Source organism: Gordonia rubripertincta, assembly GCF_038024875.1.
In the GTDB taxonomy this organism is placed as follows: Bacteria; Actinomycetota; Actinomycetes; order Mycobacteriales; family Mycobacteriaceae; genus Gordonia; species Gordonia rubripertincta.
On sequence record NZ_CP136136.1, the window covers coordinates 2,022,546 to 2,046,879 of the forward strand.

Below are 24,334 nucleotides of genomic sequence, written 5' to 3' on the forward strand. Positions count from 1 at the left end.
TGTAGTGGCGACACCCGACACCACGGGTCGGCGGCGCACAGCGGCGAAGACCCGGCCGGACCTGTTCACAGGAACCTCCCAGCCGGGTTCCAGGGAGGAACGAGGGTGCGAGCCCATCGTGTCCTCATGATCCCGCAAGCACCGCCGGACCGGAGGGCGCAGGTGTACACGCTCGCCGACAGTTCGGTGTCCACCCCGGTCCTCGACATCGTCGTTCCCGTCTACAACGAACAGACCGACCTCGCGTCGTCGATCCACCGGCTCGCGGACCATCTGCGCCGGCACGTGCCGTATCCGGCGCGTATCACGGTCGCCGACAACGCCAGCACCGACGACACCCTCGCGATCGCCGTCGGTCTCGTCGACGACCTCGAGGGCGTCCGCGTCGTTCATCTCGACGAGAAGGGGCGTGGTCGTGCGCTGAACGCGGTCTGGCAGCGCAGCGACGCCGAGATCGTCGCCTACTGCGACGTCGACCTCTCCACCGACCTAAATGCGCTGATGCCGCTCATCGCCCCGCTGGTGTCGGGTCATTCCGACATCGCGATCGGCACCCGGCTCAGCCGGTCGTCGCGCGTCGTGCGCGGACCCAAGCGGGAGTTCATCTCGCGCTCCTACAACCTCATCCTCCGAACCGCCATGGGCGCCAGGTTCTCCGACGCCCAGTGTGGGTTCAAGGCGATGCGCACCGACATCGCCCGCGAGCTGCTGCCGTTCGTCGTCGACACCGGCTGGTTCTTCGACACCGAACTGCTCGTCCTCGCCGAGCAGATCGGGCTGCGGATCGCGGAGGTCCCGGTCGACTGGGTCGACGACCCGGACAGCACCGTCGACATCGTGCCCACCGCACTCGCCGATCTGAAGGGTTGTGCGCGAGTCGGTCTCGCGCTGGCGATGGGGCGGCTCCCGATCGCGCAGCTCCGTGCCTCCATCGGTCGCGACCGGGCGGCCGGCCCCCAGATCGACGGTGTGCCGAAGGGTTTGGTCGGCCAGCTCGCGCGGTTCTGTGTGGTGGGTGTCGCGTCGACGATCGCCTTCGCGGTGCTGTTCCTGGCGTTGCACTCGTTCCTGGGAGCGCAGGTGTCGAACCTGGTCGCCCTCGCCATCACCGCCGTCCTGAACACCGCAGCCAACCGCCGGTTCAGCTTCGGCGTCCGCGGGCGTGACAACGCACTCCGCCATCAGTTGTTCGGTCTCGGGGTGTTCCTGTTCGGCTGGCTGGTGACCGCCGGCTCCCTGTTGTTCCTGCACACCGTCGCGCCGGACGCGACCAAACACATCGAACTGATCATCCTGGTGGTCGCCAACCTGGTGGCCACGCTCACCCGGTTCGTCGGTCTCCGCTGGGTGTTCCGCAAGACCCCGGAGGTTGTCGCATGACGACACTGACCATCGACCCACCCCTCGACTCCGCTCCGCAGACGCATGCACACGCGAAGAACGTGCTGTGGGAACGTCTCTCACTGGCCACGCTGCTGATCGGTACCGGTGTCCTCTATCTGTGGAATCTCTCGATCAACGGTTGGGCGAACTCCTTCTACTCGGCGGCCATCCAGGCAGGTTCGCAATCCTGGAAGGCCTGGTTCTTCGGGTCGAGCGACATGGCCAACTCGATCACCGTCGACAAACCACCTGCCTCGCTGTGGATTCCGGGCATCAGTGCGCGGATCTTCGGGGTCAACTCCTGGTCGATTCTGGTGCCCGAGGTCCTGATGGGCGTCGCATCGGTCGCGTTGCTGTACCTGATCACGCGAAAATACTTCGGCCACTGGGCCGGAATCCTCGGCGGCGCGGTACTGGCGCTGACGCCGGTCGCGGCGTTGATGTTCCGCTTCGACAACCCCGAGGCGCTGCTGATCCTGCTGATGATCGCGGCCGTCTGGTCGCTGATGAAGGCGGTCGACGACGGTCGGTGGCGGTGGCTGATCCTCACCGGTGTGTTCATCGGATTCGGAGTCCTCACCAAGCAGCTGCAGGTGATGTTGATCGTACCGGCGCTGTCGATCACCTACCTGGCCTTCGGTCCGCGTGGTTGGTTGCGGCGGCTCGGCCAGCTGTTCGCCGCACTCGGCGCGATGGTCGTCAGTGCCGGCTGGTGGATTCTCGCCGTCGAACTCTGGCCGGCGTCGTCGCGGCCCTACATCGGTGGTTCGCAGAACAATTCGATCCTCGAGCTCACTCTTGGCTACAACGGTCTCGGTCGACTGAACGGCAACGAGACCGGCGCAGTGGTCCCCGGTGGTCGCGGCGGTCCCGGTGGCCCCGGCGGTGGCGGTGGCGGCCCGTGGGGCGAGACCGGATGGCTGCGGATGTTCGAACCCGCACAGGGCGGTCAGATCGCGTGGCTCATCCCGACCGGTGTCCTGCTCGCCGTCGTCGCGGCAGTCCTGATCGGCCGGGCCCGGCGGACCGATCCGCGCCGCGCGTACCTCACGGTCTGGGGGATGTGGCTGCTGATCACGATGGGTGTCTTCAGCTTCATGGCCGGCATCTTCCACCAGTACTACACCGCAGCCCTCGCCCCGGCGGTCGCTGCTCTCGTCGCCGGTGGTGGGGCGGTCTGCTGGAGTCACCGCGGCCGACTGTGGGTCCGGATCGCTCTCGGCGCATCCGTGTGGATCGCGGCCGGCTGGGGCTTCGTCCTGCTGAACCGCACTCCCGACTTCGTGCCGTGGCTGCGCGTCGTGGTCCTCGTCGTCGGCCTGCTCGCCGGTGCCGCGATGGTCTTCGCGAACGTCCGCGGTGTCGCAGCGGCAGCGGTGACCGGTGCGATCCTCGCCGGACTCGCCGGTCCGGTCGCGTACACGATCGACACGGTGACGACCGAGAAGAGCGGTTCGATCATCACCGCCGGCCCGCGCGTCGAGGATGGGTTCGGCCCGGGTGGACGAGGCGGCCCCGGCGGGCGGGGAGGTCCGGACGGCCGCGGCATGCCGGGTGGGCCCGGGGGATTCCCGTTCCCGGGTGGCATGCCAGGTGCGCCGGGCCAGGCGATGCCGGGCGGGCAGGAGATGCCCGGCGGTCGGGACGGGGCCGGTGGTCTGCTGCGCGGCTCGACCCCCACTGCCGCGGTCGTCGAGAAGCTGAACGCCGACGCGGACCAGTACACGTGGGTGGCCGCGGCGGTCGGGTCGATGTCCGCCTCGGGTTACCAGCTCGAGAGCGGCCATTCGGTGATGCCGATCGGCGGGTTCAACGGCAGCGATCCGTCGCCGACCCTCGCCGAGTTCCAGAAACTGGTCGCCGAGAAGAAGATCCACTGGTTCCTCGGCGGTGGTGGCGGGCCGGGGATGGGCGGGGACGGCATGGGCACGGACTCCGAACGCCCGGCGTCGTCGATCAGTGCGTGGGTGCAGGAGAACTTCACCGCGGTGACGGTCGACGGGGTCACGATGTACGACCTGACGAGGCCGGCGGCCTGACGCCAATGGCCGTGGCGACCTACAGTTCACTGTGTGAAACCGTCGGACGGCACTGCCACGACTGATACGACGACACGCACACGATCGCGACTGACTCGGATGACCGGTCGCGACCCGCACCAGGAGGGGCGGGTCGCGACCGGTCTCGAATTGTTCTACGACCTGGTGTTCGTCGTCGGTTTCTCCGTGGCGACGACCCTGGCCGGCCATCAGTTCGCCGAGGCGCACTACACCGCGGCGTTCATCGGGTTCTTCCTCTGCACGTTCGCGGCGATCTGGGCGTGGATCAACTTCGCCTGGTTCGCGTCGGCCTTCGACACCGATGACTGGGTCTTCCGTGTCGTCACGCTCGTTCAGATGGGCGGCGTCGCGATCATCGCCGTCGGAATGCCGCCCGTGTTCGACTCGGTGGCCCACGGCGGTGTCATCGACAACCGGATCCTGATTCTCGGCTACATCGTGATGCGCGTCGGCATGGTCATCCAGTGGTTGCGGGCGGCGTCGCAGAGTGCCCAGTGGCGGCGTGCGTGCCTGGTCTACGCCGTCGCGACCATCGTGGCCCAGATCTGGTGGGTCGCTGTCCTGGTCGCCCACCTGCCGCTGGTGATGACCGTCGTGGCGATGCTGATCGGCGTCCTGATCGAGCTGATGGGCCCGGTGATCGCCGAGACCCGCACGGCCGGAACGCCTTGGCACGCGCATCACATCGCGGAGCGGTATTCCCTGCTCACGATCGTGAGCCTAGGCGAGGGGGTCGTGGGCGTGGTCACGCTGCTCGGTGCCCAGGTCGCCGTCGACGGGTGGACCCCGGACACCGCGGTCCTCGGCTTCGCGACGTTGACCACGACCTTCGCCATGTGGTGGACCTACAGCGCGGTGCCCACCGGCGACGTGTTGCATGCCCACCGGGAGAAGTCCTTCGTCTGGGGATACGGCCACATCGTCGTGTTCATGGCAGCCGTTGGTGTCGGTGTCGGACTTCATGTCGCGGCGCTCTACCTGGAGCATCACGCCGTGCTCGACGACACGCTCGTCGCCGCGAGTCTGGCCGTCCCGCTGGCGGTGTTCTGTCTGAGTGTGGTCGCGATCGACGGCTACCTCCTGGGTTTCGACCGTCTCTCGCTCATCCAGGCCGTGGCGGTCGTCGGCACGATCGCGACGTCGATGCTGTTGTGTCTCGCGGGTCTGTCCGTGATCACGACGATCGTGGTCGCATCGCTGGCACCGGTGGTGATGGTGATCGTCGACGAGGCGTTCACCGCCGGGCGTCGTGAGCATGCTCTCCGGGAGCTCACCGGCGGGTGACTCGGGGTGCGGGTCGTTTAGAGTCATGGTCGTGCGAGTACTCGTGATCGGCTCGGGCGGCCGCGAACATGCCCTTCTCATCGGCCTCAAGAACGATCCGTCGGTCACCGACCTGCATGTCGCTCCCGGCAACGCCGGCACCTCGGCGATCGCCACCAACCACGCCGTCGACGTGGTCTCGGGTGAGGCGGTCGTGGCCCTGGCGCAGAAGCTGGAGGCCGACCTCGTGGTCATCGGACCCGAGGTGCCCCTGGTCCTCGGCGTCGCCGATGCGTTGCGCGCGGCCGGTATCGCAACCTTCGGCCCCAGCGCGCAGGCCGCGCAGATCGAGGGTTCCAAGGCTTTCGCCAAGGACGTGATGGCCGCTGCGGGCGTCAAGACCGCGCACGCGGAGATCGTCGACAACCCCGCTCACCTCGACGCCGCCCTCGACCGCTTCGGACCCACCTGGGTCGTCAAGGACGACGGCCTCGCCGCGGGTAAGGGCGTCGTCGTCACGCCCGACCGCGAGGTCGCCCGCGACCACGCCGCCGAGTGCCTGGAGAGCGGACACCCCGTTCTGCTCGAGAGCTTCCTCGACGGACCCGAGGTGTCACTGTTCTGCCTCGTCGACGGCGAGACCGTGGTGCCGCTGCTGCCCGCGCAGGACCACAAGCGCGTCGGCGACAACGACGCCGGACCCAACACGGGCGGCATGGGTGCCTACACCCCGCTGCCGTGGCTGCCCGCGGAGATGACCGAGCGCATCGTCGAGGAGGTCGTCAAACCCGTTGCGGCCCAGATGGTGAAGCGCGGAATCCCGTTCTCGGGTCTCCTGTACGCCGGTCTCGCGATCGGCAAGGACGGGCCCGCGGTCGTCGAATTCAACTGCCGCTTCGGCGATCCCGAGACCCAGGCGGTCCTCGCACTGCTGAAGTCGCCGCTCGGTGCGGCGCTCAACGCCACCGCCACCGGCACGCTGGCCGACCTGCCGGCGCTCGAATGGCACGACGGCGCTGCGGTCACCGTGGTCGTCGCCGCCGAGAACTACCCCGGCAAGCCGCGCACCGGTGACGTCATCACCGGCGCCGACGCCGAGGGCGTGTTGCACGCGGGCACGTCCAGGAACGCCGACGGTGCGATCGTCTCCGCCGGAGGTCGCGTGCTGGCCGTCGTGGGTACCGGCGCCGACCTCGCCGAGGCCCGTGCCCAGGCCTACGCCCGGATCGAGAAGATCAAGCTGCCGGGCTCGCATTACCGCACCGACATCGGCCGCAACGCCCTCGAGGGAAAGATCAGCATCTAGTGGCAGACCCGGGCGGGTCGGGAGCTCAGTCCGCGAGATTGCGGCCGAGGAACTCGATCTGCTCGGGGAGCACGCTGCGCCAGTACCGGTTGGTGTGCCCACCGGCTGCGGTGCCGAAGGCGGCCGGCGGGTGAAGGCCCGCGGCCCACTGGCGGGTGTAGGTGTAGAACTGATCGCTCGAACCGATGTTGATCAGCAGCGGGATCTTCGCGAAGCTCGGTTGCGCACCGAACAGCGAGTTGGCCTGGTAGTCGGCGAGGCCGTCGAAGGCGCGCGGCGGGAAGTTGCGCGGGTCGGCCCACATCGCGGGTGAGCTGACTGCCACGGCGGCCACGCGCGGCGCTCCGAGCATCGACGCCAGACGCAGGGCGCCGTATCCGCCCATCGACCAGCCGAAGAGACCGATGCGGTCGGTGGACAGGTTGAGCCGCGGATCGTTCGCGAGCATCGGCAGGAACTCGTCGAGGATCATCGCGCCACCGTCCGTGCCGTCGGCCCGCCGGTGGTAGTAGTTGCGACCCACATCGGCCGCGGCCAGCGCGAACGGGGTGTTGCCGTTGTCCACGTACTGCTGCATCACGGTCTGCATCTCGAGCTTCGACCCGAAAATGGTCTTCTCGTTCGTGTTCAGCGCGTGCAGCACCACGACGACGGGCAGCTTGCCGGTCACGCCGTTGGGCCGGGCGACCGCCCAGCGGGTGTCGCGGCCGCCCATGCGGGCAGATTTGAAGCTGCCGGTGATGAGCGGGGGGCCGCTGGTGACCGGCGGCGGTGAGGTCTCGACCGGCAGTTCGTCGTCGGCGGCGCGGCCTTCGAGGTTGCGTGGCTGCACCGACGCCGACGGTGCCTTGTCCGAGCATGCGGCCAGTCCGAGAGCGGCGGCCCCGACGCCGGCGGCGAGCACGGCACGACGGCCCACGCGCGGAAGGTCGCGGTCGGCAGCTTCGGAGAATCGGGATCGCAGGCTCGTCATCGAAGGAACAGGGTAATCGGGGTACCCGGGCTCGACGCAACGTCGAGTCGGCCGACGCGCCGACGCTGTGAGAAATCCGTCCCTGACTTGACGTCAGTCGAGCGACGCGATGGCTTTCTGCAGGAGTTCAGCGGCTCCGGACGCCACGTCGGGTAGGCCGGGGGCGTCGGTGACCGCGACCATGATGTCGGGGTTCATCGCCTCGACGATGACGGTCCCGGGGTTGTCGGTGTCGTCGCGCACCACGACATTGCAGGGGAGCAGCAAACCGATCTGCCGCTCGATCCCGAGCGCGCGGTGGGCGAACTGTGGATTGCAGGCGCCGAGGATGAGATAGTTCTCCATGTCCTCGTCGAGCTTCTTCTTGAGCGTCGCCTTCACGTCGATCTCGGTGAGCACTCCGAAGCCGACGTCGCCGAGCGCTTCCCGCGTCCGCGCGACCGCGTCGTCGAAGTCGGTCTCCAGGGTCGTCCGGTAACCGAGTTTCATGATCACTCCTCTCGTGGTGCTCCCCGCGTCAGGCGAGCGCCAGGAACAACTTTTCCATCTGATCGATCGTCATCGGCTCGGAGTCCTTCGACTGTTCACCGGTTATGCATTCGCGGAGGCCGGTCGCGACGATCTTGAAACCGGCCCGATCCAGTGCACTCGACACCGCGGCGAGTTGGGTCACGACGTCCTTGCAGTCTCGTCCCTGTTCGATCATCGAGATCACGCCGGCGAGCTGTCCGTGGGCGCGGCGTAGCCGGTTGAGTACGACGCCGATCGATTCTTCGTCACCGACCATGACAACCTCCTGGGGTTTGCACGCGTGGATACCTTGACAAGGGGGACTATACCCCTTGGGGTATGAGGAGAGGTCTCGTCAGGCGGAAGTCGGCTCAATCGCGATCGGCGTCGGCGAGCTCGCACCGGTAGTCCACCGGCCGGCCGCGCCGGTCGAAGTTCACCCGGACGACGGAACGGCCGTCGGTCACGTCACAGATCGGTGAACGCCCGCGGTCGGTGCCGGTGCGCCAGCTGATGTGCCAGCCACGTCGTGCGGCCATCCCGTGGATGGCGACCCGATGATCGTTCACCGCAAGGGAGCTGAGGACCTCGGGCATCCGGGTTGCGAAGTCGGCGAAGGTCGGCTCGGGGAGGGTGACGTCGTCGAGCAGGAAGACGCCGCGATCGTCGTCGTCGAGTCGAACCGTGCAATACGGACTCACGCCGGTGCTGCCGACGGCGGCGGCCGCGATGACGTCGAGGACCCGATCGCCGGGATCGTCGGCGTCATGGGACGGCTTGGGCGGCAGTGTCACTCGCGGGGAGGTGAGATCCTCGATGCCGAGCCGCGCGCCGGCCTCGCGAAGCCTGGACGCCGGTCCGGTGTGGTCGCCGCACGGGTGTGCCCAACCCCAGATGATCGCGGACGGTTCGAGGACGGCGACGAGTGATGCCCGCAAACGGACAAACGTCGCCTCGTCGCGTGTGGAGTCGGAGTCGGTGCCCGAGCGGGCGAACACGGCCGTCCGGTTGTCCTCGGCGCACCGTACGTCGAAGGCGCCCAACCTCTCACGCAGGAGGTCGACGAATGCGGACTGTCTCAGCGAGGTGTAGAGCGCCGCGTAATCGGCGACAGCGTGGAGGCCGTCGAACTGCATGGGATCACGGTAAACGGGCCGGGAGCGGAGACGACCCTGCTGTCCGATGACCGACTGACGTCGATCTGAACCGGCCATTCACCACCGTTGTTCTGCTCTTATACGGGAAATCGACTGTGCTTGTACCGCTTTGGTCAAAAGCAATACGGCGGTACGGACGGCTTTGGCAGCATGAACCACATGATGACGTCGGCGGCGACACCCAAGGGTGCGCGACGGCGGTCTCGCTTGATCGAGGCCGCCGGCGAGCTGCTGCTCGAAGGTGGCTTCGACGCCGTCCGTCATCGTGCGGTGGCCGAACGCGCCCAGTTGCCGCTGGCGTCGACGACGTACTACTTCGCCTCCCTCGACGACCTGATGGCCGAGGCGGCGGCCAGTCTCTGCGGCCACGACGCGGAGGCGGTCACCGAGCGCTGCAACGCACTTCCGCGTCGACGCCGCGGGAATACGGCAACCGCGACGGCACTCGCCGAGGTCGTCGTCGGTGACGACACGATCCAGCAACTGTCGGCCCGCTACGAGATGATCGCGCTGTCGGCGCGGTACCCGATGCTGCGCGAGGTGGTGAGCGAACGGTGGCAGGCGCTGTCCATGTGCCATCTCGACGTCCTCACCAGATCCGGCCGGGTCGCCGACCCCGCCCACATCGCCCAGCTGATCGGGATCGAGGACGGCGCCATCGTCGGTGCCCTCGGACAGAACGGCGTACGGCCCCTCGACGCGGTGCGCGACGCCCTGCTCGAGGTGATCGACGTCCTGGCACCGCGAGCGTGACCGCAGAGAAGGAAGAAGGGATCGGATGGCGGGGGATTCGATGAGTGGGCCCCGTATGCGCAGGGGCCTTGTTGCCGCGCTCATGTCCGCGATCGCCGGGGTGCTGATGCTCGTCGCTCCCAGCGCCCAGGCGGCGCCGGCCGGTCGGGTCGACGCGGGTGTCCCGTTGTCGTCGGTGGTCTACGGAACGGGGTGCACCTACCCCGTGACCGTCGCGGTCAACTCGTCCGGCTGGGTGGAGTTCTGGGAGGTCAAGCCGGGTCTGCCGGCTCGTTTCATCGGTCGCGATCTCCCCTCGGGAGCACTCGCTTCGGTCACCTGGGGTGCCGCGTCGCATCGGCGACAAGTACCTCTACGCCGTCCAGAACGGCAAGGCCTCGCAGCCCACCCTCGTCAAGGTGCGCCAGGGCTACGGCTCCAACGGGACCTGCTTCGCGTTCTGAGTACGCCGAGTATCGGTGGGTCGAGGAATTCGGGATCCGCCGTCGATCGACCTACACTGAGCGGGTGTCGAAGCCCGCCATTGCCAACGTCCTGGCCAGCCGCTATGCCTCCACCGACCTCGCCGAGCTGTGGTCGGCCACCACCAAGATCGCCCTCGAACGGCGACTGTGGATCGCGGTGCTGAAGGCGCAGGCCGACCTCGGGATCGATGTTCCGGCCGACGCGATCGCCGACTACGAGCGCGTTGTCGACCAGGTCGACCTCGCCTCGATCGCCGACCGTGAACGCGTCACCCGTCACGACGTGAAGGCTCGCATCGAAGAGTTCAACGCCCTCGCCGGTCACGAGCAGATCCACAAGGGCATGACCAGCCGCGACCTCACCGAGAACGTCGAGCAGCTGCAGATCCTCCGTTCCCTCGAGCACGTGCATGCCCACGGTGTCGCCGTCCTGGCCCGCGTCGTCGAACGTGCCGCCCAGTACTCCTCGGTCGTCATGGCCGGCCGCAGCCACAACGTCGCCGCGCAGGCCACGACCCTCGGCAAGCGTTTCGCCTCGGCCGCCGACGAACTCATGATCGCGCTCACCCGACTTCGTGAGCTGATCGACCGCTACCCGCTGCGCGGCATCAAGGGCCCGATGGGCACCTCGCAGGACATGCTCGACCTCCTCGGCGGTGACGCCACCAAGCTCGCCGACCTCGAGGCGCGCGTCGCCGACCACCTCGGTTTCGCCCGGTCGTTCACCTCGGTCGGTCAGATCTACCCGCGGTCCCTGGACCACGACGTGGTGTCCGCGCTGGTCCAGGTCGCGGCCGCACCGTCGTCGCTGGCCACCACGATCCGGCTCATGGCCGGCCACGAGCTGGTGACCGAGGGCTTCCAGCCCGGCCAGGTCGGCAGCTCGGCGATGCCGCACAAGATGAACACCCGCAGCTGTGAGCGCGTGAACGGTCTCGCCGTGGTCCTGCGCGGCTACGGCTCGATGGCCGCCGAACTCGCCGGCGCCCAGTGGAACGAAGGCGACGTCTTCTGCTCGGTGGTCCGCCGCGTCGCGCTGCCCGATGCCTTTTTCGCCATCGACGGTCTGATGGAGACCTTCCTGACCGTCCTCGCCGAGTTCGGCGCCTACCCTGCGGTCATCGCCAACGAGCTCGACCGCTACCTGCCGTTCCTCGCGACCACCAAGGTGCTGATGGCGTCGGTGCGTGCCGGCGTGGGTCGGGAGACCGCGCACGAGGCGATCAAGGAGAACGCCGTCGCGGTGGCGCTGGCCATGCGCGAGGAGGGTCGCGAACCCGATCTGCTCGACCGCCTCGCCGCCGACGACCGCATCCCACTCGACCGGACCCAGCTCGAGGAGCTCCTCGCCGACAAGTCGGTGTTCGTCGGAGCGGCCGAACAACAGGTCGCCGACGTCATCGCCGCGGCGGAGAAGATCATCGGCCAGTACCCGGAGGCCGCGGCCTACGCACCCGCGCCCATCCTCTAGGGGTCACTCCGGCGCGGAGGCGTCGGCGTGCCCGAGCTTCCAATCGGGGAGCGCGACGTCGCGCACGAGCCACTTGAGTTCGGGTGCCCCGGGGAACCCGCCGTCGCGTTTGCGCTCCCAGATCTGCGTGCCGTCGACGTCGATGTGGAACACGCCGCCGGTCCCGGGGACCAGCGTCACCGAGCCGATCTCGGTGCCGAAGGTGTTCAGCAGCTCCGATGCCATCCACGATGCCCGCAGCAGCCAGTTGCACTGGGTGCAGTAGGTGATGGTGATGTGCGGTGCGGTCATCGGTCAAGAATGTCAGAGGCTGCCGCCCCCGGCCGACCGGTGACCCTCTAGGGTCGAGTCCATGCGTCCTGAACTGCAGTCCTACCGGCATCTGGCGTCGGGGAAGGTCCGTGAGATCTACGAGATCGACGCCGACACCCTGCTGTTGGTGGCCTCCGACCGGATCTCGGCCTACGACCACATCTTGAGTCCCGCGATCCCCGACAAGGGACGCATCCTGACAGCGATGAGCTTCTTCTGGTTCGACGAGCTCGGCGTTCCCAACCACCTCGCCGGCGGTCCCACCGACGAACGCATCCCGGGCGAGGTCGTCGGCCGCTCGATGGTGGTGAAGCGCCTACCGATGGTGCAGGTCGAATGTGTGGCGCGCGGCTACCTGACGGGTTCGGGTCTGCTCGACTATCAGGCGACCGGTGCGGTGTGCGGCGTCGAACTGCCGGCGGGTCTGTCGGAGGCCTCCAAGCTGCCCGAGCCGATCTTCACCCCGGCCACCAAGGCCGAGCAGGGTGAGCACGACGAGAACATCAGCTTCGAGCGCGTCGTCGAACAGGAGGGTGCCGAGGTGGCCGGGGCGCTGCGGTCGGCAACCCTCGACATCTACGGTCGAGGTGCGGCGGTGGCCGCCGACCGCGGGATCATCCTCGCCGACACCAAGTTCGAGTTCGGTCGCGGCCCCGACGGTGAACTCGTCCTCGCCGACGAGGTCCTGACCCCCGACTCGTCCCGGTACTGGGAGGCGGCGACCTACGAACCCGGCAAGGTTCAGCCCAGCTTCGACAAGCAGATCGTCCGGAACTGGCTCACCAGTGCCGCATCCGGCTGGGACCGTGCCTCCGATGTCGCGCCGCCGTCGCTGCCCGACGACGTCGTCGAGAAGACACGTCAGCGCTACATCGATGCGTACGAATGGATTTCGCAGAAGTCCTTCGCCGATTGGCCCACCGCGGAGGTGTCCTCGTGACCGACGAGCGCGACACCGCGACACCCCCGGTCGCCAAGAAGGTCCCGAAGGAGCGCACCCACCACGGTGACACCTTCGTCGACGACTACGAATGGTTGCGCGACAAGGACGATCCGGAGGTGACCGCCTACCTCGAGGCGCAGAACGCGTTCACCGAGGCGCACACCGGTCACCTGTCGGATCTGCGCAAGCAGATCTTCGACGAGATCAAGAGCCGCACCAAGGAAACCGACATGTCGGTGCCCGTGCGGCGCGGACGCTTCTGGTATTTCGCCAGAACTCAAGAGGGCAAGCAGTATTCGACGTCCTGCCGGTGCCCGGTCGCCAGCGACGACGACTGGACGGCGCCGAAGGTCGACGACGGCGTCGAGCTGCCGGGCGAGGAGATCCTGCTCGACAGCAACGTCGAGGCCGAGGGACACGACTTCTTCAGTCTCGGCGCGCTGACCGTCAGCGATGACGGCAACTGGTTGGCCTACAGCACCGACGTCGTCGGTGACGAGCGATACACGCTGCGCATCAAGGATCTTCGTACCGGTCAGGTCCTCGACGACGTCGTCACCGACACCTCGGGCAGCGCGGTGTGGTCGGCCGACGCCCGCCACGTCTTCTATTCGACGGTCGACGCCGCATGGCGGCCGGACACGGTGTGGCGACACGACATCGGTGCGGGCACCGAGGACGTCAAGGTCTTCCACGAACCCGACGAGCGGTTCTGGGTCGGCATGGGCACCACTCGCAGCGACAAGTACCTCGTCATCGGAGTCGGCTCCAAGATCACCTCGGAGAGCTACGTTCTCGAAGCCGATAACCCGACAGGTGAGTTCCGCAGCGTCGTACCGCGCGTCGACGGCGTCGAGTACAGCGTCGAACATGCCGTCATCGGCGGGGACGACTACTTCGTCATCGTGCACAACGAGGTCGTGGACGGTCAGAAAGCGGAGAACTTCGCCATCGACATCGCACCGGTGGACAATCCCGCGGACCGGCGCCCGCTGATCGCACACGATCCGGCTCGCCGCGTCGAGGATCTCGATGCCTTCGCCGACTACCTGGTGCTGTCGTACCGGCGAGAGGCGTTGCCGCGCCTGGCTATCGCCGACCTCCGCCAGATCGACGGCATTCCGGCCGAATCCGACTTCCACGAGGTCGAGTTCGATCAGGAGCTGAGCACGGCCGGGCTCGGCGGCAACCCCGAGTGGTGGTCGCCGAAGCTGCGCATCGGTTACGGCAGCTTCATCGAACCCGCGGAGTTGTTCGAACTCGACGTCGCCACCGGCGAACGCACCCTGCTGAAGCGGCAACCGGTGCTCGGTGGCTACGACCCCTCCGACTACGTCCAGTCCCGTGAGTGGGCGGTGGCCGACGACGGCACCCGGATCCCGCTGTCTGTGGTGCGCCGCAAGGAGACCGACGCCGCGAAGCCGGCCCCGCTGTTGCTGTACGGGTACGGCTCGTACGAGGCCAGTATCGATCCCTATTTCTCGGTGTCCCGGCTGTCCATGCTCGATCGGGGCATGGTCTTCGTCCTCGCCCACATCCGCGGCGGCGGCGAGATGGGCCGCTACTGGTACGAGAACGGCAAGGAACTCAGCAAGAAGAACACCTTCACCGACTTCGTCGCGGCCGGACGCCATCTCGTCGAGACGGGGTGGACGACGCCGCAGCAGATGGTCGCCGAGGGTGGTTCGGCAGGCGGCCTCCTGATGGGTGCGGTGGCCAACCTCGCGCCGGAGCTGTTCAACGGCATCCTGGCGTCGGTGCCGTTCGTCGACGCGCTGAACTCGATCCTCGACCCGTCGTTGCCGCTGACGGTCATCGAATGGGACGAGTGGGGCGACCCGCTGCACGACCCGAAGGTCTACGAGTACATGAAGACCTACACGCCGTACGAGAACGTCGACGCGAAGCCCTATCCGCCGATCCTCGCGTTGACCTCCCTCAACGACACCCGGGTGCTGTACACCGAGGCGGCGAAATGGGTTGCGCGGCTCCAGGAGAAGTCGACCTCGGACAACCCGATCCTGCTGAAGACGGAGATGACCGCCGGTCACGGTGGCGTCAGCGGACGCTACAAGCAGTGGGAGGAAGTCGCTTTCGAGATCGCCTGGATTCTGCAGCAGTCCGGCGCGTTGGCGAACTGACCTCGAAACCGGAAGAGCCCCACCACCCTCGCGGGCGGTGGGGCTCTTCCGGTTTCGACCCGGAGGTCGATCAGTGCATCATGATCGGGCCGCGATCCAGGTCCTCTTCGACGAGAGGCGAGGCGATCTTCTTGCGCGGCAGGAAGAACGCCGGGATCACGGTGAGGCAGATCAGCACGACCGAGATCACGAAGGTGTTGGAGAACACGTCGGCGGCGGTCTCGAAGAACGACTCCGGCAACGGGTTCGGGACACCCGGGGGCAGCGGTTTGTCGGAGGTGTTCGCCATGATCGCGAGACCGGCCTCCGGCTTGCTCGCCAGGCTGCTGGCCAGGATCACCGAGATGACCGCGGTGCCGATCGAGGTGGCCGCCTGCTGGATGGCGTTCATCAGCGTCGAGCCGTCGGGCACCTGGGGGTTGCTCAGGGTGGCGAGGGCAGCGGACATGATCGGCATCATCGTCATGCCCATGCCGAGGCCCTGGACGAACAGTGAGCCGCAGATCAACCAGTACGAGGTGTTCGCACCGAGCATGGTGAACGTCGACATGCCGATCAGGATCAGCACGATGCCGCCGAGCACGAACTTGCCCGGACCCATCTTGTCGGTCAGCTTGCCGGCGATCGGCATGGTCAGCATCGCGCCCAGGCCCTGTGGGGCGAGCAGCAGACCGGCGGTCAGCGTGGACTCGCCGCGGACGCCGATGAAGTACTGCGGGAACAGCAGTGCGGCACCGAAGAACGCGATCATGAACAGCACCATCGTGACGACCGCGATGCTCAGCGTCTTGTTCTTGAACAGGCGCAGGTCGAGCAGCGGTTTCTTCGCGCGCAGCGCGTGGAAGATGAACGCCGCGATGAGGACCGCGCCGATGATCGTCGGGATCAGCACCGAACCGGTGACGAAGGTGCGGTGTTCGGCGCTCGACGAGATGCCGAACAGGAACAGCGCGAGACCTGGCGACAGCAGCAGGAGGCCGACGACGTCGATCGACGACCTCTTGGTCTCGGCGTCGTCACGCAGGACGATCCACGCGTAGACGAAGGCGATGATGCCGATCGGGACGTTGATCAGGAAGATCCAGTGCCAGCTGAGCTGCTCGATGAGCACGCCGCCGAGGATCGGACCCGAGATCGGGCCGAGGAGCATCGGGATACCGAGGACGGCCATCACCGAACCGACGCGTTCGGGACCCGCCGCCTTGGTCAGCATCATCATGCCGATCGGCATCAGCAGACCGCCGCCGAGGCCCTGGACCACGCGGAACGCGACCAGCATGCCGATGTTCGGTGCGAAGGCACAGAGGATCGAACCGAGGGTGAACAGCACCAGCGAGGTCAGGTAGACCCGCTTGGTGCCGAAACGCGACGCGGCCCAGCTGGCCAGCGGGATCACGGCGGCGAGGGCGAGGGTGTAACCGGTCGCGGTCCACGCGGCACCCGCGGCGTCGGTGTTGAACTCCTGCTGGAAGGTGTTCTGGGCAACGCCGACCACGGTGACGTCGAGGATCGACATGATCGCGCCGAGCACGACCACACCGGCGACCAGCAGGACGTTCTTGTCCAGCTTGGTGTCTGGTGGACCTTCGTGGAGATGGCCTCCGGTGGAGGATGTCATGCGGTGTTTGTCCTATCGGTCGGGATGCGACTGAGAAGTAGGTGTCGGGAGGTGTTCGCGGTCAACGGGTGACCAGATTGCAGAAGTGGTCGACGCCGTCGTCGACGATGGGTCGCAGCGCCGAACACAGGTTGTCCCGGAGTTCGGCGGGGAGGCCGGCCACGAACCGTCGTACGGTGTCGTGCTGCAGTGCCAGGTGTGTCTCGAGGTAGCGCATGCCGTCGTCGGTGAGCGAGACGCGCTTGATGCGACGGTCTGCCGAGTCCTCACGACGATCGGCGAGACCGGAGCTGACCAGCTTGTCGACCGTCCGGCCCGCGGCCGCGAGGGACAACTGGACCTGGTCGGCGATGGCGTTGACCGGCATCGGCCCGTCGTGGCTGCCGAGCGCACAGAGCACGCGGAGCTGGGAGAAGGTGATGTCGGTGGCGGCGAGACTCTCCATGGTTTCCGGCCGGCCGAGGTCGAGCAGACGGTCGAGGAATGCGACGAGCGCCGCCGAAGCGGATTCGATCGACTCGTCGGCGCTCGCTGCGCACGTGGGTTCCTCAGACACCGGAATATAGTAACTCCGACGCAACTATTGCAGAAGCGCAATATGCGTGAGATCGCACATGGTCTGCGCGATGGTGTGACCCCCGTCTCACGGGAGGCTCGGTGCAGGTACAGAGTTTGACCGTCTCGTCCTGCGCCGGACAGCCGTTTGATGACCGGTTAACCTCTCCCCATGGGCAACATCAAGGACATCCCGGTCACCTCTCTCGACGGCTCCGAAGTCTCGCTGAAGGACTTCGGCGGACCGCTGCTGATCGTCAACGTCGCCAGCAAGTGCGGCCTCACCCCGCAGTACGAGGGCCTCGAGCAGCTCGCGAAGACCTACGGCGACAAGGGGCTGACCGTCGTGGGCGTGCCCTGCAACCAGTTCATGGGCCAGGAGCCGGGCACCGCCGAGGAGATCGCGACCTTCTGCTCGACCACCTACGGCGTCACGTTCCCGCTGCTGGAGAAGACCGATGTGAACGGCGACGCGCGCCATCCGCTCTACGTCGAGCTGACCCAGGCCACCGACGCCGACGGCGAGGCCGGCGACATCCAGTGGAACTTCGAGAAGTTCCTCGTCAACGCCGACGGTGAGGTCGTCAACCGTTTCCGTCCCCGCACCGAGCCGACCGATCCGACTGTCGTCGCCGCGATCGAATCCGTGCTCTGAGTCAATTTGGGGGCACCCGGTAAGCTGACCAGGCGAGAACTGATCAGCAGAGATTGAGGAGCGGTGCCATGGCGCGAGTGGTGGTCGACGTGATGCCCAAAGCCGAGATTCTCGACCCGCAGGGGCAGGCCATCGTCGGCGCACTGGGTCGGCTCGGATTCACCGGGATCGGCGACGTCCGTCAGGGCAAGCGCTTCGAGCTCGAGGTCGACGACACCGTCGACGACGTGACCCTGGAGCGGATCGCCGAAGAGTTGTTGACCAACACGGTGATCGAGAACTTCAACGTCTCCCGGGTCTCGGAGTAGGCGGCATGACAGCTCGTATCGGTGTCATCACCTTCCCGGGCACCCTCGACGACGTCGACGCCGCCCGCGCGGTCCGGCTCGCCGGTGCCGAACCCGTTGCGCTGTGGCACGGCGACGCCGACCTGAAGGGTGTCGACGCGGTCATCGTGCCCGGCGGCTTCTCCTACGGTGACTATCTCCGCGCCGGAGCCATCGCGCGCTTCGCGCCGGTCATGGGTTCGGTCGTCGAGGCGGCGGGCAAGGGCATGCCGGTCCTGGGGATCTGCAACGGATTCCAGGTTCTGTGCGAAGCCGGCCTGCTGCCGGGTGCGCTGACCCGCAACGAGGGTCTGCACTTCATCTGCCGCGATGAGTGGCTGCGGGTCGAGAACAACACGACCGCGTGGACGACGCGTTTCGAGCGCGGCGCGGAGATCCTGATCCCGCTGAAGTCCGGCGAGGGCCGCTACGTGGCGTCGGAGCGCAAACTCGAGGAACTCGAGGGCGAAGGTCTGATCGTGTTCACCTACCCGGAGCGCAATCCCAACGGGTCGGCACTCGACATCGCGGGGATCTCCAGCCCGAACGGCCGGATCGTCGGTCTCATGCCGCATCCCGAGCACGCGACCGAGGCCCTGACCGGCCCGAGCGACGACGGACTCGGCCTGTTCTACTCGGTGATCGACTCGGTCCTCGCCTCGGTGTGAGTGCGTCCGGATGAGCGACGCAGCGCCGAAGATCCCGACAAGCGCGTCGGCGGCCGGGCTCGGTGAGTTCATCGACGCCTCGCCGTCGCCGTTCCACGTCTGCGCCACGGTCGCCCGTGAGCTCGAAAATGCGGGATACACAAGGCTTTTCGAGGAGCAGGCGTGGCCTGCTGCGGCCACTGCGGCGTCGTCGAAGTCGTATGTGATCCGCGGTGGCTCGATCATCGCCTGGGAGACCGGCGACGGTCCCGCCTTCCGCATCGTCGGCGGCCACACCGACAGCCCCAACCTGCGGTTGAAGCAGCATCCCGACCGCACGTCGGCCGGGGTGGCGATGATCGCGCTCGAACCCTACGGCGGCGCCTGGCTCAACTCCTGGCTCGACCGGGATCTCGGCCTGTCCGGTCGCCTCGCCTACCGGGCGGGAGATCGGGTGGCGCACACCCTCGTCCACGTCACCGAGCCGGTGGTGCGGGTCCCGCAGCTGGCGATACACCTGTCGGAGGACCGCAAGGGCGTCTCACCCGATCCGCAGCGACACCTCAACGGTCTCTGGGGTCTCGACGACGCCACGCCGGACGTTCTCGGCTGGGTCGCGGAGTACGCGGGCATCGACCCCGACACCTTGCTCGGCTGGGAACTGATGACCCACGACGTCGCGCCATCGGCGGTGATCGGTGCGGCCGAGAACCTGCTCAGCGCACCGCGTCTGGACAATCAGGGCACCTGCTACGCGGGTCTGCGGGCGCTGCTCGACGGGTCGTCGTCGGCGCATACGCGGGTGCTGGCGCTGTTCGACCACGAGGAAGTCGGCAGCGGCTCTGAGCGTGGCGCGGCATCGGACTTCCTGGCCTCGATCTGTGAGCGGATCGTGTTGTCGCGCGGCGGTTCCCGCTCCGACTACCTGCAGTCGATGGCGGCGAGCGTGTGTCTCTCTGGCGACATGGCCCATGCGACGCACCCGAACCATCCCGAACGGCATGAGCCCGGCCACCGCATCTCGATCGGCGGCGGGCCGGTGCTCAAGGTGAACCAGAATCTGCGCTACGCCTCGGATGCGTTGGGGGAAGCGATCTTCGCGATGGCATGCGACGACGCGGGCGTGCCGATGCAGCGTTACGTCCACCGTGCGGATCTGCCCTGCGGCTCGACCATCGGGCCGATCACCGCGACCCGGACCGGACTCACGACGATCGACGTCGGCGCACCGCAGCTCGCGATGCATTCCGCCCGCGAACTGATGGGCGCCGCCGACGTGCCGATGTATTCGGCTGCGCTGCAGGCATTCTTGGCCCAGAACTGACTCAGTAGGACCGGGCGAACCCGAGAACGTTGTTCACGTACTCCATGGAGTTGTTGTAGCGCAGGATCGCGGTCGTCAGCGACGCCGGGTTGCGCAGGTCCAGACTCTCATCGCACAGGTAGCGTCCGGTGGTCAGCGCGGCGTCGAAGATGTTCTGCGGGTCCGCTTTTCCGTCACCGTTGCCGTCGGCGGCGTAGGCCTTCCAGGTGGACGGCAGGAACTGCATGGGGCCGACTGCGCGGTCGTAGGTCGCGTCGCCGTCGAGCTCACCGCCGTCGGTGTCGCTGATGACCTCGTTGCCGCCGAGCGAGCCGTCGAGAAGGGGGCCGAAGATGGCGCTGCGCAGCACGCCGTCGGGATTGACGTTGCCCTGGTCGGCGTGATGGGACTCCACCTTGCCGATGCCGGCGATGACCTTCCAGTCGATGCCGCAGCGAGGGGTGGTGTCGGCGAGGGTGCTCGCGGCCTTCTTGTAGGCGTCGTAGTTGGTCACGGGGACAGCGCCGGAGGTGACGCTCGCCGGGCGGATGACCGGGGCAGGTGCCGGCTTGGGGGCCGGGGCGACCGGGTGCACCTTCGCGGCGGGGGTGAGAGCGGGGGCCGCAGTGGCCGTCACGCCCGTGGGGAGGCTGCTGGGCTCCGGGGCGGCTGTCGGATGCGACAGCTCGGCTCCTGCGGTGGCCGCGCCCGCCAGGACCCCGACGGGGAGGAGGGCCGTGGCCCACAGCGGTGTGCGTGTTTTCTTCCGTGGCTTGGAATGCTTACCCAAAACTGACTGACCTCACGTGTACTGCTTGTGGTTCGTGCTTTCGGAACCGAGCCGACCGTACACGTGGTCGTGAGCAAAGCGTTATCTTCCCGTGACCAACGCGGGTATGGACACGAGGTCAGGTTTGTGTCTGTGCAGGTCGTCGCGTGGACGCCGCCGACAATGTGAAACGGCGCACACACGGGATCAGTTCGGGCGCAGAACGGACATCGTGGAGCCCTCGCTGAGCACGATGTAACCCTCGACCACCTTGATCAATCCGGGCGAACCGACGCCCTGTTCCCAGGCCACGTTGTTCTCCGGCGTCAGGGCGGTCAGCTGCCCCTGATTCGAGAGGATCATGGTGGTGCCCGTCGAGCCGATGCAGGCGGGATTGGCGAGGACAGGCTGTTCCGGGCCGGGTGGCGGGCCGCTGGCGATGTGCCGGCCGTCGGCGAGCGCGTACGTCGTCCGCGACCCGTCGAGACGTCCGAAGTTGACCAGGGAGCCGCAGGCGATAGCGCCCGACTTCGACAGTTCCCGGTCGCTGATGCGCCACAGCGCGCCCGGACGAGCCGGATCGCGCACCTCATAAGTGCCGCGGTCGGCGAAGATGCGGTTGGAGGCGGTCATCAGCGGCAGGGTCGACGGTCCGGATTCCACCTGCAGCCCCTCCGAGTCGTTGACGGGGTCGGGGTCGACGCGCCCGTTGATCGTGGCGTAGGTGGTGACGCGCTCGGCGTTGTAGTCCTGGTGTTCGACGGTCACGCCCGTCGGATAGAGGGCGATGTTGCACTGGTCGCAGGCGATGCGGTTGTCGCCGTTCGTCGGGTTGACCAGGAACTGGCTGGCGTCGGCGGTCTTCACCACGACGATGTCGCCGGTGACCTCGAGGTCGACGACCGGTGCTGCGAAGGTGCGCGACCAGATGGTGTTCCCGGCCGGCGTGTTCAACGACAGCTGGTGACCGACCCGGTTGACCCGCAGGAAATTGTTGCCGAGTCCCACGACCTTCTTGGTGTCGAGGTACTCGGCGGTCTGCGTCGGCACCCCGGCGTCGTCGACGAGATAGAAGCCGTCGTCGAGCGGAGTGCCGAGCTGGACGGCGCACCCGACCTGGCCGGCCTCGTTGACGGCGCAGTCGCCCTGGCCGGCGTTGACCGGGGAGTCCCAGAGGAGGCGGCCGTTACGACGGTCCACCATCATGAACGAGCGGCCCAGGCCCGACGGGTAGGCGATGAGCCAGCCCTCGTCGGAGGTGTCGACGACCTGGATGGTGACCTCGTCGCGATAGTCAGGGAGATCCTCGTGGCCGACGATGGTCCAGGCGATGGACGGTGCACGGTGGTAGTCGCGCAGTTCGCCGTAGGCGTACTCGGTGTCGTCGACCTGGTAGTTGCCGCCGGAGAGCACCACCCCGACGGTGACCAGCATCGCTGCGCAGAGAATCAGTACGACCGTCCCGATACCGAACGGCAGACGCGCGGAGAGCGCCCGGGCGCGGGAGCGTGAGGACATGGCTAAGAGTGAATCATGGCCTTTCGGCGTGCCACGAGGTGCACTGTTCCATATGGACCTACTGCAGAACGTGCTGGTGACTCTCACGGTCGTGACCACGGGACTCAGTGCGGGTGTGCTGGCAGGATTCGGCTACTCCGTGATCCCCGGCCTGACCCGCGCCGGCGCCGACGTCGCGGTCCCGGCCATGCAGCGGCTGAACAGCGCCATCCTCAATCCGCTGTTCGCGGTGATCTTCGGTGGCGGTGTGGTGTTCGGCGCCCTGAGTAGCTGGGCCGCCTGGAATGAGGGGCTGCGTTGGTGGGTGCTCGCCGCGACTCTCCTCACTCTGTCGGGTGTCGTCATCACGATGACGGTCAACGTCCCGGCCAACAGCCGCCTCGACGCCGCGGCCGGAGCCCGTGGCGAAGAGGCCGCAAGCGTCTGGGCGGAGTTCACCGCGGTGTGGGTGCCGTGGAACATTGTGCGGTCGGTACTGACCACCGCCGCGGTCGTCGTGCTGGTCGTGGGCTTGCTCGTCAGCTGACCCGTCAGAAGGGTGGCGGGCCGTCGGCCTGCTCACGTCGTTCACGTTCTCGCTGGTTGCGGGCACGTTCGGCTCGCCGTCTGGCGTGTTTGTCTGCCAGTCGGTTGCGTGGGCGCGGCGGTTCGTCGCCGGTGATGACCCGTGGTGCTGGTGGGGCTTGGGGTGGCTGTTCGTAGCGGATACGACGCAGGTTCGGGAAGAAGTCTTCGAGGGTTTCGGCGTTCCCGGGGATAACGACCCCCTCCGGGGTGCGGTACTCGGTGACCAGGTGGCCGTCGTCATCGCGGTACTGGGTGTCGATCCAGTCGCCGAACGTTTTGTGCAGGTGCCCGAACCGGCATTTGGCGTTGAGGTTCTCACTGGCCGTCGGCCCACCCTGGCTGGGGTGGGTGTGGTCGTACTCGGTGACGTGGTCCAGATCGGAGTCGAAAGCCGACCGGGCGCAACCGGGTTCGGTGCAGTACCCGTCACGCACCCGCACGAAATCGGCACACGCGGTGGTCGGTCGATACGGGTCCGCGGTTTGCGCACCCGGATAGACGATCGCGACGTTCTTCGACGGGACATCCTCGGCAACCGTGCGGGCCGGTGGTGTGCGCACCGGGGTGACAGGTGTGATGGTCGCATCGACCCGTTCGGCGAGATCACGCACATGCTCGTCGGAGATGATCCCGGCACCGTCGACCCAACCGATCCCCGAAGCGCCCGCGAGGGTGGCGGCATCGGTGACCACGTGGATGACAACCTCGGTGGACACCGCGCGGACCACCTCGGCGGGGTCGGGGATCTCGGCGTCACAACCCTCTCGCTGGCATTGGCAGTCGAAGACGGTGCCGGTCAACAGCGCGAACATGGCATCGGAGTTGCGCTGGTTACGGTTACGCCCGTCCTGGGCGCAGACGGTGTCGGCCAACGCTGTCACCGCTGTCGCGGCAATACGAATGTTCTCCGCCGCCATCACACCGGTGATCTCACCGGTCCCGTCGACGAAGTTCTCGGTCCACATCCCACGCTTGTCCAACGCTTCCTTACGGCGTTCGCGCACCGCGTCGGGATCGTGACGGAAGACAAGGCGATCGACCATGTCCCGGAGCTTCGGGTTGGCCCACGCACCCCTACGGCTGCGAAGAATGCGTTCGATCTCGGCGTCGAGGTCAGCCATCACCGCGTCGTCGGAGATGAGATCGGTGCGGGAGATGACCGTCTGGATCAGCTGCCGCGACAGGATGCCATCGCGCAGGGTGGTCAGCACCTTCGGCAACCGGTCACGCAGCGCGAGCGCTTCACCCACCCACTGATCGGCCTGGTAGCGCGTGATGGCGGCTTCACGGCAGACCCGGGTGACCATCTCGGTGTAGCGGTCGATGAAGAACCCGCCACCGGTGTTGACCACCAGCTGGTCGTAGACGGTGACGATCGATTCGTAACGGCACCACGCCAGATAAGCCTCACCGTGACGAATCGAACCGAACCGTTCCATATGGGTTGCGGTGTCAGAGCGTTCGGGGTGGGCAGCATCGACCCCGGCGAGAAACCCGCTCGGTAGATCGGTCCACTTGCTCACGCTGCCCCCACAACGTCTACAGCCCAACCTGGATGGCTGAATCTGTTACCACCCCAATCTAGATCACCCCACCGACAAACGCGGATCTTCATCCACAGCGTCTGCAGGGTAAATGGT

General features: G+C 67.1%; 23 protein-coding genes and 1 pseudogene. 14 read left to right on the forward strand and 10 right to left on the reverse strand.

The window, feature by feature from the left end; all coding sequences use genetic code 11:
- The first annotated feature begins 126 nt into the window (after window positions 1–126).
- The 4 genes from RVF83_RS09175 (at window position 127) to purD (ending at window position 6,012) form a co-directional block, all read left to right on the forward strand.
- A complete protein-coding gene (locus RVF83_RS09175; protein WP_039881277.1) occupies window positions 127–1,380 on the forward strand; it encodes a bifunctional glycosyltransferase family 2/GtrA family protein in 1,254 nt (417 codons plus the stop codon).
- A complete protein-coding gene (locus RVF83_RS09180; RefSeq protein WP_005201262.1) occupies window positions 1,377–3,422 on the forward strand; it encodes an ArnT family glycosyltransferase in 2,046 nt (681 codons plus the stop codon). Before RVF83_RS09175 ends, RVF83_RS09180 begins: the two co-directional genes overlap by 4 nt.
- A 99-nt stretch (window positions 3,423–3,521) precedes the next feature.
- On the forward strand, window positions 3,522–4,727 hold the full coding sequence (locus RVF83_RS09185) for a low temperature requirement protein A (RefSeq protein ID WP_005201263.1): 1,206 nt from the start codon (window positions 3,522–3,524) through the stop codon (window positions 4,725–4,727).
- A gap of 31 nt (window positions 4,728–4,758) precedes the next feature.
- Window positions 4,759–6,012: a phosphoribosylamine--glycine ligase gene (gene purD, locus RVF83_RS09190; RefSeq protein WP_174351917.1), complete on the forward strand. Its 1,254-nt coding sequence runs from the start codon at window positions 4,759–4,761 to the stop codon at window positions 6,010–6,012.
- 25 nt (window positions 6,013–6,037) lie between these two features.
- On the opposite strand, the gene RVF83_RS09195 is transcribed toward purD, so the two are convergent.
- From RVF83_RS09195 to RVF83_RS09210, 4 genes are all read right to left on the reverse strand, one after another.
- Window positions 6,038–6,985, reverse strand: a complete 948-nt coding sequence (locus RVF83_RS09195; protein WP_005201268.1) for an alpha/beta hydrolase — start codon at window positions 6,983–6,985, stop codon at window positions 6,038–6,040.
- Window positions 6,986–7,078: 93 nt separating this feature from the next.
- Entirely contained in the window at window positions 7,079–7,474 is a 396-nt protein-coding gene (locus RVF83_RS09200; RefSeq protein WP_005201270.1) for a DUF302 domain-containing protein, read from the reverse strand.
- A gap of 28 nt (window positions 7,475–7,502) precedes the next feature.
- Window positions 7,503–7,772: a metal-sensitive transcriptional regulator gene (locus tag RVF83_RS09205; protein ID WP_005201272.1), complete on the reverse strand. Its 270-nt coding sequence runs from the start codon at window positions 7,770–7,772 to the stop codon at window positions 7,503–7,505.
- A gap of 94 nt (window positions 7,773–7,866) precedes the next feature.
- Complete coding sequence (locus RVF83_RS09210; protein ID WP_039881278.1) at window positions 7,867–8,631, reverse strand: DUF6882 domain-containing protein; 765 nt, start codon at window positions 8,629–8,631, stop codon at window positions 7,867–7,869.
- Between the two features lie 183 nt (window positions 8,632–8,814).
- Here RVF83_RS09210 and RVF83_RS09215 point away from each other — a divergent pair, with 183 nt between their 5' ends.
- From RVF83_RS09215 to purB, 3 genes and pseudogenes are all read left to right on the forward strand, one after another.
- Window positions 8,815–9,405, forward strand: a complete 591-nt coding sequence (locus tag RVF83_RS09215; RefSeq protein WP_005201274.1) for a TetR/AcrR family transcriptional regulator — start codon at window positions 8,815–8,817, stop codon at window positions 9,403–9,405.
- 25 nt (window positions 9,406–9,430) lie between these two features.
- Window positions 9,431–9,848, forward strand: a pseudogene (locus RVF83_RS09220) (hypothetical protein).
- Between the two features lie 64 nt (window positions 9,849–9,912).
- Window positions 9,913–11,340, forward strand: coding sequence for an adenylosuccinate lyase (gene purB, locus RVF83_RS09225; RefSeq protein ID WP_005201276.1), 1,428 nt, complete (start codon window positions 9,913–9,915; stop codon window positions 11,338–11,340).
- A 3-nt stretch (window positions 11,341–11,343) separates the two neighbouring features.
- On the opposite strand, the gene RVF83_RS09230 is transcribed toward purB, so the two are convergent.
- Complete coding sequence (locus tag RVF83_RS09230; protein ID WP_005201280.1) at window positions 11,344–11,631, reverse strand: SelT/SelW/SelH family protein; 288 nt, start codon at window positions 11,629–11,631, stop codon at window positions 11,344–11,346.
- 61 nt (window positions 11,632–11,692) lie between these two features.
- Between RVF83_RS09230 and RVF83_RS09235 the strand changes: the two genes are divergently transcribed.
- Window positions 11,693–12,592: a phosphoribosylaminoimidazolesuccinocarboxamide synthase gene (locus RVF83_RS09235; RefSeq protein ID WP_005201283.1), complete on the forward strand. Its 900-nt coding sequence runs from the start codon at window positions 11,693–11,695 to the stop codon at window positions 12,590–12,592.
- Window positions 12,589–14,736 carry a S9 family peptidase gene (locus RVF83_RS09240; RefSeq protein WP_005201285.1) on the forward strand — a complete coding sequence of 716 codons (2,148 nt, stop codon included), beginning with the start codon at window positions 12,589–12,591 and terminating at the stop codon, window positions 14,734–14,736. The genes RVF83_RS09235 and RVF83_RS09240 overlap by 4 nt, the downstream gene beginning before the upstream one ends.
- Before the next feature lie 70 nt (window positions 14,737–14,806).
- Here RVF83_RS09240 and RVF83_RS09245 read toward each other — a convergent pair whose 3' ends face one another.
- The gene (locus RVF83_RS09245; protein ID WP_005201287.1) at window positions 14,807–16,354 is read right to left on the reverse strand and encodes a DHA2 family efflux MFS transporter permease subunit; all 1,548 of its coding nucleotides are present in this window, start codon (window positions 16,352–16,354) and stop codon (window positions 14,807–14,809) included.
- 61 nt (window positions 16,355–16,415) lie between these two features.
- Window positions 16,416–16,910: a MarR family winged helix-turn-helix transcriptional regulator gene (locus RVF83_RS09250; RefSeq protein WP_005201289.1), complete on the reverse strand. Its 495-nt coding sequence runs from the start codon at window positions 16,908–16,910 to the stop codon at window positions 16,416–16,418.
- Window positions 16,911–17,081: 171 nt separating this feature from the next.
- Here RVF83_RS09250 and RVF83_RS09255 point away from each other — a divergent pair, with 171 nt between their 5' ends.
- From RVF83_RS09255 to RVF83_RS09270, 4 genes are all read left to right on the forward strand, one after another.
- A complete protein-coding gene (locus RVF83_RS09255; protein ID WP_005201291.1) occupies window positions 17,082–17,564 on the forward strand; it encodes a glutathione peroxidase in 483 nt (160 codons plus the stop codon).
- Between the two features lie 68 nt (window positions 17,565–17,632).
- On the forward strand, window positions 17,633–17,872 hold the full coding sequence (gene purS, locus RVF83_RS09260) for a phosphoribosylformylglycinamidine synthase subunit PurS (protein ID WP_005201292.1): 240 nt from the start codon (window positions 17,633–17,635) through the stop codon (window positions 17,870–17,872).
- Window positions 17,873–17,877: 5 nt separating this feature from the next.
- Complete coding sequence (gene purQ, locus RVF83_RS09265; protein ID WP_005201295.1) at window positions 17,878–18,558, forward strand: phosphoribosylformylglycinamidine synthase subunit PurQ; 681 nt, start codon at window positions 17,878–17,880, stop codon at window positions 18,556–18,558.
- 10 nt (window positions 18,559–18,568) lie between these two features.
- Window positions 18,569–19,861, forward strand: coding sequence for a M18 family aminopeptidase (locus RVF83_RS09270; protein WP_005201298.1), 1,293 nt, complete (start codon window positions 18,569–18,571; stop codon window positions 19,859–19,861).
- 1 nt (window position 19,862) lies between these two features.
- On the opposite strand, the gene RVF83_RS09275 is transcribed toward RVF83_RS09270, so the two are convergent.
- On the reverse strand, window positions 19,863–20,630 hold the full coding sequence (locus tag RVF83_RS09275; RefSeq protein WP_005201300.1) for a lytic transglycosylase domain-containing protein: 768 nt from the start codon (window positions 20,628–20,630) through the stop codon (window positions 19,863–19,865).
- 186 nt (window positions 20,631–20,816) lie between these two features.
- Window positions 20,817–22,127: a PQQ-binding-like beta-propeller repeat protein gene (locus RVF83_RS09280; protein WP_005201302.1), complete on the reverse strand. Its 1,311-nt coding sequence runs from the start codon at window positions 22,125–22,127 to the stop codon at window positions 20,817–20,819.
- 52 nt (window positions 22,128–22,179) lie between these two features.
- On the opposite strand from RVF83_RS09280, the gene RVF83_RS09285 reads away from it, so the two are divergent.
- Window positions 22,180–22,653 (forward strand): anthrone oxygenase family protein, encoded by a 474-nt coding sequence (locus RVF83_RS09285; protein ID WP_005201303.1) that lies wholly within the window; start codon window positions 22,180–22,182, stop codon window positions 22,651–22,653.
- 4 nt (window positions 22,654–22,657) lie between these two features.
- On the opposite strand, the gene RVF83_RS09290 is transcribed toward RVF83_RS09285, so the two are convergent.
- A complete protein-coding gene (locus RVF83_RS09290) occupies window positions 22,658–24,217 on the reverse strand; it encodes an HNH endonuclease signature motif containing protein (protein ID WP_168432577.1) in 1,560 nt (519 codons plus the stop codon).
- Between the last annotated feature and the right edge of the window lie 117 nt (window positions 24,218–24,334).